Source organism: Pseudonocardia wallangbongensis (assembly GCF_054486945.1).
This window is the reverse complement of the sequence record NZ_JBRERS010000003.1, coordinates 575,412-591,434: the sequence shown is the minus strand read 5'-3', so window position 1 is coordinate 591,434 and position 16,023 is coordinate 575,412. Positions and strand designations below refer to the sequence as shown.

Here is a 16,023-nt window from a genome sequence, read left to right as displayed (position 1 = left end):
GGGTGGAGGTGGTTCCGTCGATGGCATGAGAGAACTCGGGTGCGCCGGCCGCCGGGCGGTTCTAGCGTCGATCGAGCCATGACCGAGCTTCCGCCCGAACGGGCCGGCCTCGCCACGCTCCGCCGCCTCGCCCCCTACGTCCGTCCGCACCGGTGGACGCTGCTCGGGGGCGGTGCGGCGGCGCTCGCCGGCACCCTGGCGGGCCTGGCGGTCCCGCTGGTCACCCGCGCGATCGTGGACGGCCCGATCGCCCACGGCGAGCTCGGCAGCCTCCCCTGGCTGGTGCTGGGCGTGCTCGGTCTCGGTGTCCTCGAAGCCGCGCTGACGTTCCTGCGCAGGCGCCTGGTGGCCCGGCCCAGCACCGGCATCGAGGCCACGATGCGCACCGACCTGTTCGCGCACCTGCAACGGCTGCCGGTGGCCTTCCACGACGGATGGCCGTCCGGACAGCTGCTCTCGCGCGCCACGGCCGACCTCAACACGATCCGCTGGTTCGTCGCGTTCTCCGGCATCTTCCTCGTGGTCAACGCCCTCACCGTGCTCGTCGGGATCGGGGTGCTCCTGTGGCTCTCGGTGTGGCTCGGGGCCGTCATCGCGGTCGCGGCGGTGCCGCTGCTGGTCCTCACCCTGTTGCTGGAGCGACGGTTCTCCGTCGCTGCCCGCCGCGCCCAGGACCAGGCCGGCGACCTCACCACCGCCGTCGAGGAGTCGGCGCTCGGGATCCGGGTGCTCAAGTCGCTGGGCCGGGGGCGGCGGTTCACCGAGCGCTTCGTGGCCGACTCCCGCGGGCTGCGCGGCACCGAGCTGCTCAAGATCCGGCTCATCGCCGCGCTCTGGGCGGTGCTGGTGCTGCTGCCGGAAACGGCGATCGCCGTGGTGCTCGGGCTCGGCGCCTGGGGCGTGGCGAGCGGTTCGCTCACGATCGGCACGCTCGTCGCGGCCGTCACGGTGATGACCTACCTGTACTGGCCGATCGCCTCGCTGGGGTGGCTGCTGGCGGAGGCGAGCAACGCCGCCGCCGCGACCAGGCGCTACTGGGAGGTCCGCGACGTCGCACCGGACATCGTCGATCCCGCCGACCCGCAGCCCCTGCCGAACCCGGTGCGCGGCGCCCTCGAGCTGCGCGGGGTGCGGTTCCGCCATCCGGGCGGCGACCGGGAGATCCTCGCCGGGGTCGACCTCGCCGTGCGCCCGGGCGAGACCATGGCCCTGGTCGGCGCCACGGGGTCGGGCAAGACCACCCTCACCGCGCTCGTCACGCGCCTGCACGACGTCACCGGAGGCGCCGTGCTGCTCGACGGGGTGGACGTGCGCCGGCTCCGGCTCGCCGACCTGCGCGCGGCCGTCGCGACGGCGTTCGAGGACCCGGTGCTGATCTCCGCCAGCGTGCGGGAGAACGTGCTGCTCGGTTCCCCGGGCTCCTCCGACGACCAGGTGTGGGAGGCGCTGCGGGTCGCCAGCGCCGACGGGTTCGTGGCGGCGCTGCCGTGGGGTCTCGACACCCGCATCGGTGAGCAGGGCATGTCGCTGTCCGGTGGCCAGCGCCAGCGGCTGGCGCTGGCCAGGGCGGTGGCCGGGCACCCGCCGGTGCTGGTGCTCGACGACCCGCTCTCCGCCCTGGACGTCCACACCGAGGCCGAGGTCGAGGCCGCGTTGCGGAGGGTGTTGGGCGGCGTCACGGCGCTGGTCGTGGCGCACCGGCCGTCCACCGTGCAGCTGGCCGACCGGGTGGCGCTGCTCGCCGGCGGGCGGATCACCGCGGTGGGCACCCACACCGAGCTGCTCGCCACCGTGCCCGAGTACCGCAGGCTGCTGGCCAGTACCGGCGAGGACCGCGAGGAGGTGGGGGCGTGACGACCGACCTCGCTGACCCGGAGGACGACGAGGAAGCCTGGCGCGGGATCGCGGCCGGGAACGTCGCCGAGGACGACGAGGCCGACGCCGTCGACCGCCGCACCGGGCTGCGGTTGCAGGCGCGCGCCCGGCGGCTGGTCGCGGAGTTGCTGCGGCCGCACCGGCGCGCGGTGGTGCTGGCGGCGGTGCTGCTCGTCGCCGAGAACGCGGTGATGCTCGCCGGCCCGCTGATGGTGGCGTTCGCCATCGACACCGGCGTGCCGGCGGCACTCGGCGGGCGGCCGGGCCCACTGGCCGCGGCGATCGGCGGGTACGCCGCCAGCGGGATCGCCGGTGCCGGGCTGCGGTCGGCGTTCCTGCTGCTCTCCGGGCGCATCGGCCAGGACCTCCTGCTCGACGTGCGCGAGCGGCTCTTCGCCCACGGGCAGCGGCTCTCGCTCGACTTCCACGAGTCGTTCACCTCGGGGCGGCTGATCTCCCGCCTCACCAGCGACGTGGACGCCCTCTCGGACCTCCTCGAGAAGGGCCTCGACGGCTTCTTCGGCGCGCTGCTGTCGCTGGTCGGCGTCACGGTGCTGCTGGTGTGGATCGACCCGCTGCTCGCGGCGGTGGTGCTGGCCGGGTTCGTCCCGCTGCTGCTGCTCACGCGCTGGTTCCAGCGCCGCTCCCGCGCGAGCTACCGGCGCACCCGCAGCACGGTGGCCCGGGTGATCGTGCACTTCGTCGAGTCGGCCAACGGGATCCGCGCCGTGCAGGCGTTCCGCAGGGAACCCCGCAACGACGAGATCATGGCCGGCCTGACGGCCGCCCACCGCGACGCCGCCACCACCGCCTTCCTCACCGTCGCGTGGTTCGTCGCCGCGGTGCGGCTGGTCGGCAACGCCACCCTCGCGCTCGTGCTGCTGCTGGGTGGGCTCCGTGTCGTCGACGGCACCCTCGCGCTCGGGGCGCTCACGGCGTTCGTGCTCTACCTGCGCCGCTTCTACGACCCCCTGGATGATCTCGCCCAGTTCCTCAACGCCTACCAGTCCGCGGCCGCGGCGCTGGAGAAGATCTCGTCGGTCCTGGACACCCCGGTCGGGGTGCCCGAACCGGCACGCCCCGTGCCTCTACCGCGACCGGTGCGCGGCGAGCTGGAGTTCGACCGGGTCCGGTTCGCCTACCGGGGGGCACCCGAGCGCACGGTGCTGCCGGAGTTCTCGCTGCACGTCCCGGCCGGGCAGACCGTCGCCCTCGTCGGCGCCACCGGTGCCGGCAAGTCGACCCTCGCGAAGCTCGCGGCGCGCTTCTACGACCCCACCGAGGGCGCCGTGCGGCTCGACGGCGTCGACCTGCGCGACCTCACCGACGCCGACCTGCGCACCGCGCTCGTGATGATCACGCAGGAGGCGTTCCTGTTCTCCGGTTCGGTGGCGGAGAACATCGCGATGGGCCGGCGCGGCACGGCGTCCCGCGCCGAGATCGTCGCCGCCGCCGAGGCCGTGGGCGCCCGCGGGTTCATCGACCCGCTGCCGGAGGGCTTCGACACCGACGTCCGCAAGCGCGGCGGGCGGCTCTCGGCCGGCCAGCGCCAGCTCGTCGCGCTCGCCAGGGTGGTGCTCGCCGACCCCGCCGTCGTGCTGCTCGACGAGGCGACGTCCTCGCTGGACGTCCCGTCCGAGCGCGCGGTGCAGGCGGCGCTCGAGACGGTGCTCGCCGGCCGCACGTCGCTGATCATCGCCCACCGCCTGTCGACGGTGCTGATCGCCGACCGGGTGCTGGTGGTCTCCGACGGCCGGATCGTGCAGGACGGCCCTCCCGAGGCACTCCTGGAGGAGGACGGCGAGTTCGCGGACCTCCATGAGGCCTGGCGGGCCAGCCTGGCCTGATCCGTCGTCACGTGCCCAGGATGGTGGTCAACGCCGCATCGAGTGCCGACCGTTCCGGCGCGGCGGAGGTGCGCCATCCGATGACGCCGTCCGGCCGGATCAGGACAGCACCGGACCGGGTCACGCCGTACGTCTGCGTCCACATCCCGTCCGGGTCGATCAGCTCCTTGCCGATGTGGTGGGCGTCCAGCCGGAGCCTGCGCTGCCCCGCCACGTGCTGCGCAGCCGTGATCCAGCCCTCGTCCTCGCTCAGCAGGACGAACCCGCGGAAGCAGAGCTCGCGGGTGGACACCGGGTCCGCGCCGCGCCGCAGGGCGACGTGCGGGGCACGGGTGCCGGGACGGCCGCTGGGCTTGCGAGGATCTTCGAAGAGCTCGCCGTCACCCCCGCCCTCGACGACGAACGCACCGCTCTGCCGCCGGTAGCCGAACAGCAGCGAGAGCGCGTCGACGGGGGTGGGCGGGTCCTCGACGGCCTGGTCGGGGCGCTGCCGCTCGATCATGTTGGCGAACTGCCAGTCGGCGACCGCCGTGCCGTACGGGAGGTGCTCGTCGCTGTGGCTCGCGAGCAGCCCCGGCCCCGCCTGGCCCTTGACGACGGCGGCGAGCTTCCACGCGAGGTGCAGCCCGTCGAGCAGCGCGGTGTTGCCGCCCTGCCCTCCGGTGGGAGGCATGAGGTGCGCGGCGTCGCCGGCGAGGAAGATCCGCCCCGCGGACAGCCGGGCGGCGACCCGGTGCGCGATCTCCCACGTGCTGGAGCCGCCGGTGGTGATCTCGACGTCCAGCCCGAGCATCTCCTGGATCAGCTCGCGCGTCTGCTGCTCGGTGCGTCCCGGGTCGGCGGCGAAGGCCGCCACGTACTCCCCCGGCACGTCGGTCGAGACGAACGCGCCGGCGCCCTCGGGGAGTGCGGGGTTCTGGACGTAGTACATGAGCACCGCGGAGCCCGGCAGCCGGCCGGCGATGTCCGCGGTGAACGAGGTCGTTGTGGAGTGGCCGAACGCGCCGCGGCTGCGCGTCGTGATGCCGACCTGTCCGGCGATGGCGCCGCGGTGCCCGTCGGCGGCCACCAGGTACCGGCTGCGCAGCCCGTACCGCTCCCCCGTGCGCAGGTCGGTGAGCACGGCGTGCACGCAGTCCGCGTCCTGGGTGAGGGACTCGAGCCGGGTCGAGAAGCGCAGGTCAGCACCGAGCTCGGCGGACCGCCGGGACAGCGCCGCCTCGGCACGCTGCTGGCTGGCCATTCCCACCGGTGCGGGGCTGAGCGTCGGGTACTCCTCGAGCGCCTCGGAGAAGCTCGTCAGCACGCGTCCTGTGACGCTCTCGCAGATCACGATCGTCATCTCCGGCCGCCCGGGCGGGATCGCGGCGACGATCTCGTCGGCCACGCCCGCCGCCCGGAACGCCTCCATGATCGCGGGCATCTGCCCCCGGGCCTTCGGCTGGTTCGACGTGCTCGGGTGGCGGTCGACGACCGTCGCGCCCACCTCGTGCAGCCCGAGGAACAGGGCCGTGGACAGCCCGCCGAGGCCGGCTCCGACGATGAGGATGGGAACCTCTTCTTCACGCATGCGTCCTCCAGGACTATAGTTCGACGCGTCGAATGATTCGATGCATCGAACTAATACCCGTCCACGCCGAACCCGTCAAGGTGGTGCCCGTGCCCTCCGCCCGCCGAGAAGAGCTCTACCTGGACCTGACGCAGGCCATGCGCGACTCCGCATCGCGGACGCTGCTGCTCCACCAGGCCGTCGCCGACCGCCTGGGGCTCGGGCCCACCGACATGAAGGCGCTCGACCTGGCCCGGGACGAACCCGAGCTGACGCCGAGCCGGCTCGCCGAGCTCACCGGCCTGCGCGCGTCGTCGGTCACGGCGCTCGTCGACCGCCTCGAACGGCGGGGCATGATCGCGCGCCGCCGCTCGACCACGGACCGACGCAAGATCATCATCGTGTCGACGGGAGCGCACACCGCCCCCAACCGGTCGATCTTCGAGGAGATCGAGGCGGCGGTGCGCCAGACCCTCGACGACTACGACGACGACCAGCTGGCCGCGTTCCTGAGCCTGTACCGCCGGCTCAACGACCTGGCCCAGGAGCAGGCCGCCCGGATCAGTGCCACCGGGCCCGCCTCGGCGTGACCCCCGGATCGCAGCAACGGGTCAGGGCTCGGCGACCACCGTGTTCGTCAGGGCGCCGAGGCCCTCCACCTCCACCGTGATCGTGTTCCCGGGCTCCACCGACCGGACGCCCTCGGGGGTGCCGGAGAGGATCACGTCGCCGGGTTCGAGGGTGGTGAACCTCGTGATGTACTCGATCAGGAACGGGATCGGGAAGATCAGGTCCTTGGTGCGGCCGTCCTGGCGGCGCTCGCCGTCCACCGTGCACGAGACGCCGACGTCGGTGGGGTCGAACTCGGTGTCCACCCACGGCCCGATCGGGCAGAAGGTGTCGAACCCCTTGCCGCGGGTCCACTGGCCGTCGGAGCGCTGGATGTCGCGGGCGGTGACGTCGTTGCCGCAGGTGTAGCCGCCGATCACATCCCAGGCGTCGGCCGCGGCGACGTTGCGGGCGGTGCGCCCGATCACGAGGACCAGCTCGGCCTCCGGGTCGACGCGCTGCGACAGCCGCGGGTGGACGACGTCGGCGCCCGGCCCGACCACCGCGGCGGGCGGCTTGAGGAACAGCAGCGGCTCCTCCGGCACCGGGTTGCCGAACTCCTCGGCGTGGGAGCGGTAGTTGCGCCCGACGCACAGGACGGTGCGGGGGGTCACCGGCGCGAGCAGGGACACCCCGTCCAGCGGGCCGACCTCCTGTGCCGTGGGCCGCAGGCCGGCGAACGGCGCGCCTTCGGCGGCCCGCACGACCCCGTCGTCGACGACGCCCCACGCGGGGCCGTCCGGGCTCGAGTAGCGAACGATCTTCAACTGGGTGTCCTTCCGCCTCAGCAGTCGTTGTACGCGTTCGTCCACAGCACGCCCTCGGCGGGGTCGCCGGGGCTGTCGGTGATCTCCACCTCGTGCATCACGGCGAGGGTGCTCTGCACGGCGGCGGCGTCGAAGCACCCGTCCGCGGACAGGGCCGGGGCCAAGGCCTCCAGGGTCTGCTGCAGCACCGGGAGGTCACCGGCCGACATCCGGTCGACGATCTTCGCGGCCGCGGCGTGCGGGTCGGACAGGACCTGCTCCATCCCCGCGTTCAGCGCGCGGCCGAACGCGCGGGCGGCATCCGGGTTCGCCTCCGCCCACTCCCGGTTGGCGGCGTAGCCGGTGTAGGCGAAGTCGGCGAACCGCGGGACGTCGCCCGAGGGACCGTCGATCAGCACCGTGCCGAACCCCTCCGCCTGTGCCACGTACGGCGTGGGCGGCGAGAGCTGGTACGCGTCGATCTGGTGGGTCTCCAGCGCCGCGAGCAGCGACGCGCCGTCGCCGATCGCGATGATCTCGGCGTCGCGCTCGGGATCGAGGCCGGCCTCGCGCAGGTAGTAGCGCATGTACTTGTCGCTCGCCGCCCCCGGCGAGGTCACGCCGAGCCGCAGGCCCGCAAGCGCCGCGTAGCGCTGCTCGATGGGCGAGTCCCGGGTGACGCCGCGCTCCCGGGCGACGTCGGGGTTCATGACCAGCGTGAACGTGACGCGACGCACGAGGTTGTGCACCATCACCAGGCTGTCCTCGCCCTCGGCGGACAGCGTGGCCAGGTCGTCGAAGCCCAGGTCGGCGTACTGCGAGCTGCCGGAGATGGCCGCCGGCACGCCGTCGGCACCGCTCTGCAGCTCGACGATCGTGACGTCGAGGCCCTCCCGCTCGAAGAGCCCGTCCTTCTCGGCGATGTAGAGCGGAGCGAGGAACGCGCTCGGCAGCGACGACACGGTGATCGCGGTGCGGCCTCCCTCCCCCGGTGCCCCGCCGCCCGCGTCCCCGCCGCACGCGGCGAGCGCGAGCGCCATCGCCAACGCACCACCCAGAACTGCGGAACGCCGTTGTCCTCGCATGCTCACTCCTGTCGATCGGATCGGTGTCGGTTCTCAGCGGCCGTCGGCCGCCTGCGGCACGTCGACGTCCGGCTGCCAGCGCAGCGCGTGCCGCAACGGGCGCAGCAGCAGGTTCATCAGCAGCACGATCACGCTGAGCGAGAGCACGCCGGCCAGCACACCTGCGGTGGAGTAGCTCGACGCGGCGGCGCGCGTGAGGTAGCCCAGCCCGCGGTTGGACGAGATGAACTCGCCGGTGACCGCGCCGATCATCGCCGCGGGCAGGGTGATCCGCAGCGCGGCCAGCACGAACGGCAGCGCGCTGGGCAGCAGGACGGTGCGCAGCTGGTCCCGCCGCGACGCGCCCATCACCCGGGTGACGTCGAGCAGGCCGGTGGGCACCTGCTGGAAGCCCGCCACCGTGTTGATGAAGACGATGAAGAACACGAAGTAGGCGGCGATGAGGACCTTCGGCGTCATCCCGATCCCGAACCAGAGGATGAACACGGGGCCCATCGCGACGGCCGGGATCGAGTACGCCACCAGGAAGTACGGCTCGGTGATCCGGTAGGCGGTGCGCAGCATGGCGAGCGGCCACGCCACCAGCACGGCCGCCACCGCGCCGAGCACGTACCCGAGGAACGCGGCGGTGACGGTGAACCCGCCGTGGTAGACGAGCTCCCCCGAGACGGCCCACTCGACGAGGGTCTCGGCCACGTCGCCGGGCGAGCTCACGTAGAACGACCGGATCACGGTGCCGGAGGCGAGTTCCCAGCCCACGAGCACCACGACGACGATGCCGAGCCGCGCGGCCACGAGGAACCGTCGCTCCGCCGTGCGGGCGGTGCGGTCGGCCCGGCGGGTGGCGTCGAGGACTGCCGTCCCCGCCGACGTCGGCTCGTTCATCCGTGGACCCTCCCGCCGTGCCACGGGGCCAGCCGCGCCTGGACGAGCCTGAGCAGCCCGTTCGCGGCCATCACGACGACCGCGATGATCACGATGCCGGCGAATACCGAGGCGATGTCGAACTCCCGCGACGCCCGGGCGACCAGATAGCCGAGCCCCTGCGTCGAGGCCACGAACTCCGAGAGCAGCGCGCCCTCGATCGCGCGGGTGACCGTGATCCGCACGCTCGCGACGATCGCGGGCGCCGCCGAGGGCAGCGTGACCTTCACCAGCAGGTCGTGCCGGCTCGCACCGAGCACGCGGCACACCTGCAGCAGTCCCGGGTGCACCTCCCGGATGCCGGTGGCGGTGTTGACGAACACGACGAAGTAGACGAGCAGCGCGGCCATGATGATCTTCGGCGTCGTGCCGAGGCCGAACCACAGGATGAACAGGGGCGCCAGGGCGATCTTCGGGATCGAGTAGAAGCCGATCAGGAACGGCTCGAACACCGCGTACCCGCGGCGGGTCTGCGCCAGCCCGAACGCGCTCGCCAGGCCCAGCACCGAGCCGATCACGAAACCGATCGCCGCCTCACCGAGCGTGACCCCGACGTGGCGGAAGATCTCCCCTTCCGCCGCGAGCTCGCCGATCCGGCCCGCGATCGTGACCGGGTCGCTCACGTACCGCGGGTTCACCAGATGGCCGAGGCCGAACTGCCAGAACAGCAGGATGGCGCCGCCGAAGGCCGCCGTGCCCGCCCACAGCACCACCCGCTCCGACCGCGCGGCCCTCCGGTCGGCCGCCGCGGTGGCCGCCAGCACCGACTCTCCGCGGCCGACGTCCGGGGCGACGGTGGCGGTCACGGCGACCCGCCCCCGGTCTCGACGTCCCCGATCTCTGCACGGATGTCGGCCCACAGCGCCTCGTGCAGCTCGCCGAACCCGGGTGTCTCGTGGATGCGGAACGGGTCGCGCGGGCGCGGGATCTCGACGCGGTACTCGCGCTTCACCGTGCCCGGGTTGGCGGTGAACACCAGGATCCGGTCCGACAGCGCGATCGCCTCGACCAGGTCGTGGGTCACGAACAGCACGGTCGGGCGCGACCGCTGCCAGAGCTTCAGGAGCTCGGCCTGCAGGATCACCCGGGTCTGCGCGTCGAGTGGGCCGAACGGCTCGTCCATGAGCACGACGTCGCTGTCGTACACCAGGGTGCGGATGATCCCGGCCCGCTTGCGCATGCCACCGGACAGCTCGTGGGGGTAGTGCTCCTCGAACCCGGCGAGCCCGACCAGCTCGACGAACTCCCGGGCCCGCGCGCGCCGCTCGGCCCGCGGCACGCCCTGCATCTCCATGCCGAGCTCGACGTTGCCGGACAGGGTGCGCCACGGCAGCAGGTTGTCCTCCTGCGTGATGTAGCCGACCTCGGTGTTGACCCCGCGCACGGGCCGCCCGTGGTGCGTGACCGTGCCCTCGGACGGGCCGGCCAGCCCGGCCACCATGTTCAGGCAGGTCGACTTCCCGCAGCCGGACGGTCCGACCAGGCTCACGAACTCGCCCGGCCGCACGTCGAACGCGACGTCCTGCAGCGCGAGCACCGGCTCGCTGCGCCGCCCGCGGGCCACGAAGGCCTTGTAGACGTGGTCGAAGCCCACCGCGGCGCCGTCCGCGGCGGTCTCGGCCCCCTGGTGCGTGGCGTTCTCAACCGTGCTCATGCCGGCTCCTCACCCGCGGTCGGCTTCTCGTCATCCATCGAGGTGCTGCCCATCGCGGTGCTGTCCAGCAGGGTGGTGTCCAGCAGGGTGCTGACCGTGTCGCCCACCGAGCGCTTGTGCCACAGCGCGAGCGCCGCGGCGCGTTTGGGATCCCGCGCCCGCAGCGCGTCCATGATCCCTTCGTGCTCGGACTGCGAGGCGGCCAGCCGCTCGGGCACCATCCGGAAGACCCGCTGGAAGCCGGAGTGGCGCTGCCAGATGTCCATGGTCAGCTCGCGCAGCATCTCGTTGCCGCAGGCACCGACGATCGTCGCGTGGAACTCGCGGTTGAGGTCCGAGAAGCCGGGGCCGTCCTGCGCCGCCACGGCGGCGCGCATCCGCACCATGAGGTCGTCGAGGATCTGCAGCTCGGCGTCGGTGATGCGCTCGGCGGCCAGGCCCGTGGCGATGCTCTCGAGGTGGCCGCGGATGAAGTAGGTCTCCTCGATCTCCCGGGCCGTGAGCGTGGTGACCCGCGCGCCCCGGTACGGGATCATCTCGACCAGCCCGTCGCGCTCGAGCATCCGCAGCGCCTCCCGCACCGGGATGTCGCTGGAGTCGTACTCGTTCGCCAGCTGGCGCAGCACGAGGCGGGTGCCGGACAGGATCTCGTTGGACAGGATCCGTTCACGCAGCGCGCGATAGATCGTCTGCGACTTCAGGTCGGACACGAACCACCCCCTTGTGGCCTCCGTCACTCCGATCATATCAGATATTTGCCACCGTGCACGCTGCGTTCCGCACCGGTCCGGCTCGGTAGCGCCTACCCTGGGCGGATGTCGCCAGAGCTGCTCGGGCGCGCGCCGGTACTGGAGCGCAATCAGGGCGTCCCCGCGCACCTCCAGATCGAACGGTGGCTCATGGAGGAGATCACCGCGGGCGCGATCTCGGCGGGCGACCGGCTGCCCGGGGAGCGCGAGCTGGCGGCCGCGCTGCAGGTGAGCCGGATGACCCTGCGCCAGGCCCTCGACGGGCTCGCACGCCGCGGGGTGCTCATCCGCACGCCGGGACGCTCCGGCGGCGCGTTCGTCGCGGAGCCCCGGATCGACTGCGACCTCACCGGCGTCGCGGGCTTCACCGAGCAGATGCGGCGCGCGCACCGGCGGGCCGGCGCGGAGATCATCGCCGCGCGCACCGTCGAGGCCGAGGGGCCCGTGCCGCGGGCGCTGCGGCTCGCCCCGGGCGCCCCGGTCTACGAGGTGGTGCGCGTCCGCTCCGCCGACGGGGCCGCGCTGGCGCTGGAGCGCTCGTGGCTGCCGGCCGACCGGCTGCCCGGCCTGCTCGCCCTCCCCCTGACGGGGTCGATCTACGAGCTGCTCGCCGACGAGTACGGGCTCGCCCCGCACACCGCGGTGGAGTACCTCGAGCCGGTGAGCGCCGACCCGGCCGAGGCGGCCGCGCTCGGCGTCGTCCGCGGCACGGCGCTCATGGGCGTCGAACGCACGGCGCTCTCGGTGGGCGCCCTGCCGGTCGAGTACGCCCGCGACCTGTACCGCGCCGACCGCGTCCGGCTCATGGTGCGCACCGAGGTCCACCGCTAAACCGGTTGCCGCCCCGAGCGGCGATGGGCTGTACTCCGTCACCGGTCGACGAGAAGGAGTCCCGCGATGCGAGCTGCGTGCATGTCCACCCCCGCCGCTTCCGCATCGCCGAAGGACATGACGCTTGGCTCGCACGCTCAACCTCGGGATCGTCGCCCACGTCGACGCCGGTAAGACCAGCCTGACCGAGAGGCTGCTGTACGACGCCGGCGTGATCGACACGATCGGCCGCGTCGACGACGGCACCACCCAGACCGACGCCGGCGACCTCGAACGCAGGCGCGGCATCACGATCCGCTCCGCCGTGGTCTCGTTCGGCATCAGCGCCGGCACGGGGACCGGCGCCGGCGCCGCCACCGTCAACCTCATCGACACGCCCGGCCACCCCGACTTCATCGCCGAGGTGGAGCGGGTGCTCGGCGTGCTCGACGGCGCGGTGCTCGTGCTGTCGGCCGTCGAGGGCGTGCAGGCGCAGACGCGCGTGCTGATGCGCACGCTGCGGCGCCTGCGCATCCCCACCCTGCTGTTCGTCAACAAGATCGACCGGATGGGTGCCGACGTCGACCGGGTGCTGGCCGACGTCGGGAGGAGGCTCACGCCCGCGGCCGTCGCGATGGCGGGGGTGCGGGACGGGCGGGTGCTCCCCCACGGCCCGGAGGACGCCGCGTTCACCGCGCGCCTGGCCGAGGTGCTCGCCGAGCACGACGACGCGGTGCTCGCCGACTACGTCGACGGCGGGCTGTCCTACGAACGCATGCGCCGCGAGCTCGTGGCGCAGGTCGCGCGGGCGCAGGTCCACCCGGTGTTCGCCGGGTCGGCCGTCACCGGGGCCGGCGTCGACGCGCTGACGACCGGCATCGCCGGGCTGCTGCCCGCGTCCGACGGCGACCCGGACGGGCCGCTGTCCGGCACCGTGTTCAAGATCGAGCGAGGTCCGGCGGGCGAGAAGGTCGCCTACGCGCGCCTGCACTCCGGCACCGTCCGGGTGCGGGAGCGCCTCGACGCCGGTGGCGGCAAGGTCACCGCGCTCGCCGCCGTCGAGGGCGGTCGGCCGGTGCGGCGCCAGGCCGTCACGGCCGGGGAGATCGCCACGCTGCGCGGCCTGCCCGACATCCGCGTCGGCGACCCCATCGGCGTCCCCCGGCCGGGCACCGCGGCCCGCCAGTTCGCCCCGCCGACGCTCGAGACCGTGGTGGTGCCGGCCACGCCGGCCGAGGCCGGCGCCCTGCACGCCGCGCTCACCCTGCTCGCCGAGCAGGACCCGCTGATCGACCTGCGCCGGGACGGCCGGGAGATCTCGGTGTCGCTCTACGGCGAGGTGCAGAAGGAGGTCGTGCAGGCCACCCTGGCCGAGGAGTTCGGCCTCGAGGTGGCCTTCCGCGAGTCCACCACGATCTGCGCGGAGCGCCTGACCGGGACCGGCGCGGCCACGGAGGTCATGAAGGTCGAACCCAACCCGTTCCTGGCCACGGTCGGGCTGCGCGTGGAACCGGGCCCGGCGGGTTCCGGCGTGGTGTTCGGGCTGGGCGTCGAGCTGGGGTCGATGCCGTACGCGTTCTTCGTCGCGGTGCAGGAGTCCGTCCGCGAGACGCTCCGGCAGGGGCTGCACGGCTGGCAGGTGCTCGACTGCGCGGTGACCATGACCCGCTCCGGGTACGCCCCGCGGCAGAGCCACGCCCATGCGACCTTCGACAAGAGCATGTCGAGCACCGCCCGCGACTTCCGCCACCTCACGCCGCTGGTGCTGATGAGCGCGTTGCGGCGCGCCGGCACCACGGTGCACGAGCCGATGCACCGCTTCCACCTCGAGGTCCCGGCCGACGCCTTCGGTGCCGTGCTGCCCGCGCTGAGCCGCTTCCGCGCGGTCCCGCACGCTCCCGTCGTACGCGACCCGGACCTCGTCCTCGACGGCGTCGTCCCCGCCGCCTCCGTGCACGGGCTGGAGCAGCTCCTCCCCGCCCTCACCCGCGGGGAAGGCGTGCTGGAGAGCGAGTTCGACCACTACGAGGCGGTGTCGGGGCCGGTGCCGCAACGCCCCCGCACCGACGACGACCCCTTGCACCGGAAGGAGTACCTCCTTCGGGTCGAGCGCCGGGTACGCGCGAATCCCTAGTGTTCCCCGCCGGATCCGCCGCAATGACGCGTCACACACCAACTTCGGTGCCGGCACACCAACTGCAGTTGGTGTGTGGGCGCCACGGTTGGTGTGCGAGCGCCCTGCACCGGCTGCCGCGCCCTCGGCTTCCCCGGTTCGGGCCCGCGCCGTCGGGCCGTGGCCCTACGATCGCCGGGTGCCCGACGTCCGGTCCGCAGATGCCGCAACCGAGTCCGCCGCCCCACTCGACGTCCTGCGCCGGGTCTTCGGCTACGAGGCCTTCCGCGCCCAGCAGGCGGAGATCATCGAGCACGTGTGCGCGGGCGGCGACGCGCTGGTGCTGATGCCCACCGGCGGTGGGAAGTCGCTGTGCTACCAGATCCCGGCGCTGGTGCGCCCGGGCGTCGGGGTGGTCGTGTCGCCGCTCATCGCGCTGATGCAGGATCAGGTCGACGCGCTGCGGGCGCTGGGCGTGCGGGCCGGGTTCCTCAACTCCACCCAGACCCTCGAGGAGCGCCGCGACACCGAACGGGCCTTCCTCGTGGGCGAGCTCGACCTGCTCTACCTCGCCCCAGAACGGCTGCGCGTGCCGTCCACCATGAGCCTGCTCGACCGCGGCCGGGTCGCGCTCTTCGCGATCGACGAGGCCCACTGCGTCGCGCAGTGGGGCCACGACTTCCGGCCCGACTACCTGGCCCTGTCCGAGCTGCACGAGCGCTGGCCCGACGTGCCCCGCATCGCGCTCACGGCCACCGCCACCGAGGCCACCCACGCCGAGATCGCGCAGCGCCTCGACCTGCCCCCGGGCGAGCGCGCACGGCACTTCGTCGCGAGCTTCGACCGGCCGAACATCCAGTACCGGATCGCGCCGAAGGACGAGCCGCGCCGCCAGCTGCTCGACCTCATCCGCACCGAGCACGCGGGCGACGCCGGCATCGTCTACTGCCTGTCGCGCAACTCGGTGGAGCGCACCGCCGAGTTCCTGGCGGCCCAGGGCCTGGTCGCACTGCCGTACCACGCCGGGCTCGACGCGGGCACCCGCGCGGCCAACCAGGCGCGGTTCCTGCGCGAGGACGGCGTGATCGTCGTGGCCACGATCGCCTTCGGGATGGGCATCGACAAGCCCGACGTGCGCTTCGTGGCCCACCTCGACCTGCCCAAGTCCGTCGAGGGCTACTACCAGGAGACCGGCCGGGCCGGCCGCGACGGGCTGCCGTCCACCGCCTGGCTCGCCTACGGGCTCGCCGACGTCGTCCAGCAGCGGAAGATGATCGAGGAGTCGGACGGCGACCGCGACCACCGCCGCAAGCTGGCCCAGCACCTCGACGCGATGCTCGCGCTCTGCGAGACCGTCGAGTGCCGCCGCACGCAGCTGCTCGCCTACTTCGGCCAGCGGGGTGCTCCCCCGTGCGGCAACTGCGACACCTGCCTGGTGCAGCCCGAGTCCTGGGACGGCACGGTGGCCGCCCAGAAGATCCTCTCCACGGTGTTCCGGCTGGACCGCGAGCGGCGGCAGAAGTTCGGCGCCGGGCAGATCATCGACATCCTGCTGGGCCGGCGCACGGCCAAGGTCGAGCAGTTCGACCACCACTCGCTCACCGTGTTCGGGGTCGGCACCGACCTCGGCGAGGGTGAGTGGCGCACGGTGGTGCGCCAGCTCGTGGCCCGCGGGCTGCTCGCCGTCGAGCCGCGGCACCAGACGTTCGTGCTCACCGACGAGAGCCGTCCCGTGCTGCGCGGTGAGCACCAGGTGATGCTCCGGCGCGACCCGCCGCGCCAGGCCCGCCGGTCCCGGCCCGCGGGTTCCACGGCGAAGGCGGCGCAGCCCGACCTCACCCCCGAGGCGGCCCCGCTGTTCGAGCGCCTCCGCACGTGGCGCGGCGCCACGGCCAAGGAGCAGGGCGTCCCAGCCTACGTGATCTTCCACGACGCCACGCTGCGCGAGATCGCCTCCCGGCGCCCGGCCTCGCTCGCCGAGCTGGGCGCGGTCAGCGGCGTCGGCGAGACGAAGCTGGCCCGCTACGGCGAGCAGGTGCTCGGCGCGCTCACCGAGTGACCG

At 73.3% G+C, this 16,023-nt stretch carries 13 protein-coding genes; 6 read left to right on the top strand and 7 right to left on the bottom strand.

From position 1 onward, the window contains the following. Positions 1–78: 78 nt before the first annotated feature. Complete coding sequence (locus ACU436_RS14060; protein ID WP_459025278.1) at positions 79–1,854, top strand: ABC transporter ATP-binding protein; 1,776 nt, start codon at positions 79–81, stop codon at positions 1,852–1,854. After that, positions 1,851–3,722 (top strand): ABC transporter ATP-binding protein, encoded by a 1,872-nt coding sequence (locus tag ACU436_RS14055; RefSeq protein ID WP_459025276.1) that lies wholly within the window; start codon positions 1,851–1,853, stop codon positions 3,720–3,722. Before ACU436_RS14060 ends, ACU436_RS14055 begins: the two co-directional genes overlap by 4 nt. A gap of 7 nt (positions 3,723–3,729) precedes the next feature. Here ACU436_RS14055 and ACU436_RS14050 read toward each other — a convergent pair whose 3' ends face one another. Then, positions 3,730–5,292: an FAD-dependent monooxygenase gene (locus ACU436_RS14050; RefSeq protein WP_459025274.1), complete on the bottom strand. Its 1,563-nt coding sequence runs from the start codon at positions 5,290–5,292 to the stop codon at positions 3,730–3,732. Positions 5,293–5,381: 89 nt separating this feature from the next. Here ACU436_RS14050 and ACU436_RS14045 point away from each other — a divergent pair, with 89 nt between their 5' ends. Further along, positions 5,382–5,861, top strand: a complete 480-nt coding sequence (locus ACU436_RS14045; RefSeq protein ID WP_459025272.1) for a MarR family winged helix-turn-helix transcriptional regulator — start codon at positions 5,382–5,384, stop codon at positions 5,859–5,861. A gap of 21 nt (positions 5,862–5,882) precedes the next feature. Here ACU436_RS14045 and ACU436_RS14040 read toward each other — a convergent pair whose 3' ends face one another. The 6 genes from ACU436_RS14040 to ACU436_RS14015 are packed head-to-tail and all read right to left on the bottom strand — an operon-like array spanning position 5,883 to position 10,999. Beyond that, positions 5,883–6,647 carry a fumarylacetoacetate hydrolase family protein gene (locus ACU436_RS14040; RefSeq protein WP_459025270.1) on the bottom strand — a complete coding sequence of 255 codons (765 nt, stop codon included), beginning with the start codon at positions 6,645–6,647 and terminating at the stop codon, positions 5,883–5,885. Between the two features lie 17 nt (positions 6,648–6,664). Further along, the gene (locus tag ACU436_RS14035) at positions 6,665–7,711 is read right to left on the bottom strand and encodes an ABC transporter substrate-binding protein (protein ID WP_459025268.1); all 1,047 of its coding nucleotides are present in this window, start codon (positions 7,709–7,711) and stop codon (positions 6,665–6,667) included. 33 nt (positions 7,712–7,744) lie between these two features. Then, entirely contained in the window at positions 7,745–8,596 is an 852-nt protein-coding gene (locus ACU436_RS14030; RefSeq protein WP_459025266.1) for an ABC transporter permease, read from the bottom strand. Further along, entirely contained in the window at positions 8,593–9,441 is an 849-nt protein-coding gene (locus ACU436_RS14025; RefSeq protein WP_459025264.1) for an ABC transporter permease, read from the bottom strand. Before ACU436_RS14025 ends, ACU436_RS14030 begins: the two co-directional genes overlap by 4 nt. Then, positions 9,438–10,289 (bottom strand): ABC transporter ATP-binding protein, encoded by an 852-nt coding sequence (locus ACU436_RS14020; RefSeq protein ID WP_459025263.1) that lies wholly within the window; start codon positions 10,287–10,289, stop codon positions 9,438–9,440. The genes ACU436_RS14025 and ACU436_RS14020 overlap by 4 nt, the downstream gene beginning before the upstream one ends. Continuing rightward, positions 10,286–10,999 (bottom strand): GntR family transcriptional regulator, encoded by a 714-nt coding sequence (locus ACU436_RS14015; protein ID WP_459025261.1) that lies wholly within the window; start codon positions 10,997–10,999, stop codon positions 10,286–10,288. The genes ACU436_RS14020 and ACU436_RS14015 overlap by 4 nt, the downstream gene beginning before the upstream one ends. A gap of 105 nt (positions 11,000–11,104) precedes the next feature. Between ACU436_RS14015 and ACU436_RS14010 the strand changes: the two genes are divergently transcribed. The 3 genes from ACU436_RS14010 (at position 11,105) to recQ (ending at position 16,020) form a co-directional block, all read left to right on the top strand. Continuing rightward, complete coding sequence (locus ACU436_RS14010) at positions 11,105–11,869, top strand: GntR family transcriptional regulator (RefSeq protein WP_459025259.1); 765 nt, start codon at positions 11,105–11,107, stop codon at positions 11,867–11,869. 124 nt (positions 11,870–11,993) lie between these two features. Then, a complete protein-coding gene (locus tag ACU436_RS14005; protein WP_459025257.1) occupies positions 11,994–13,982 on the top strand; it encodes a GTP-binding protein in 1,989 nt (662 codons plus the stop codon). 178 nt (positions 13,983–14,160) lie between these two features. Continuing rightward, on the top strand, positions 14,161–16,020 hold the full coding sequence (recQ, locus tag ACU436_RS14000; protein WP_459025255.1) for a DNA helicase RecQ: 1,860 nt from the start codon (positions 14,161–14,163) through the stop codon (positions 16,018–16,020). Positions 16,021–16,023 lie beyond the last annotated feature (3 nt).

Bases quoted from the DNA above. Each gene is read 5' to 3' on its own strand.
- ACU436_RS14010 (WP_459025259.1), top strand. From the start codon at position 11,105: ATGTCGCCAGAGCTGCTCGGGCGCGCGCCGGTACTGGAGCGCAATCAG.
- ACU436_RS14050 (WP_459025274.1), bottom strand. From the start codon at position 5,292: ATGCGTGAAGAAGAGGTTCCCATCCTCATCGTCGGAGCCGGCCTCGGC.
- ACU436_RS14030 (WP_459025266.1), bottom strand. From the start codon at position 8,596: ATGAACGAGCCGACGTCGGCGGGGACGGCAGTCCTCGACGCCACCCGC.
- ACU436_RS14020 (WP_459025263.1), bottom strand. From the start codon at position 10,289: ATGAGCACGGTTGAGAACGCCACGCACCAGGGGGCCGAGACCGCCGCG.
- ACU436_RS14035 (WP_459025268.1), bottom strand. From the start codon at position 7,711: ATGCGAGGACAACGGCGTTCCGCAGTTCTGGGTGGTGCGTTGGCGATG.
- ACU436_RS14060 (WP_459025278.1), top strand. From the start codon at position 79: ATGACCGAGCTTCCGCCCGAACGGGCCGGCCTCGCCACGCTCCGCCGC.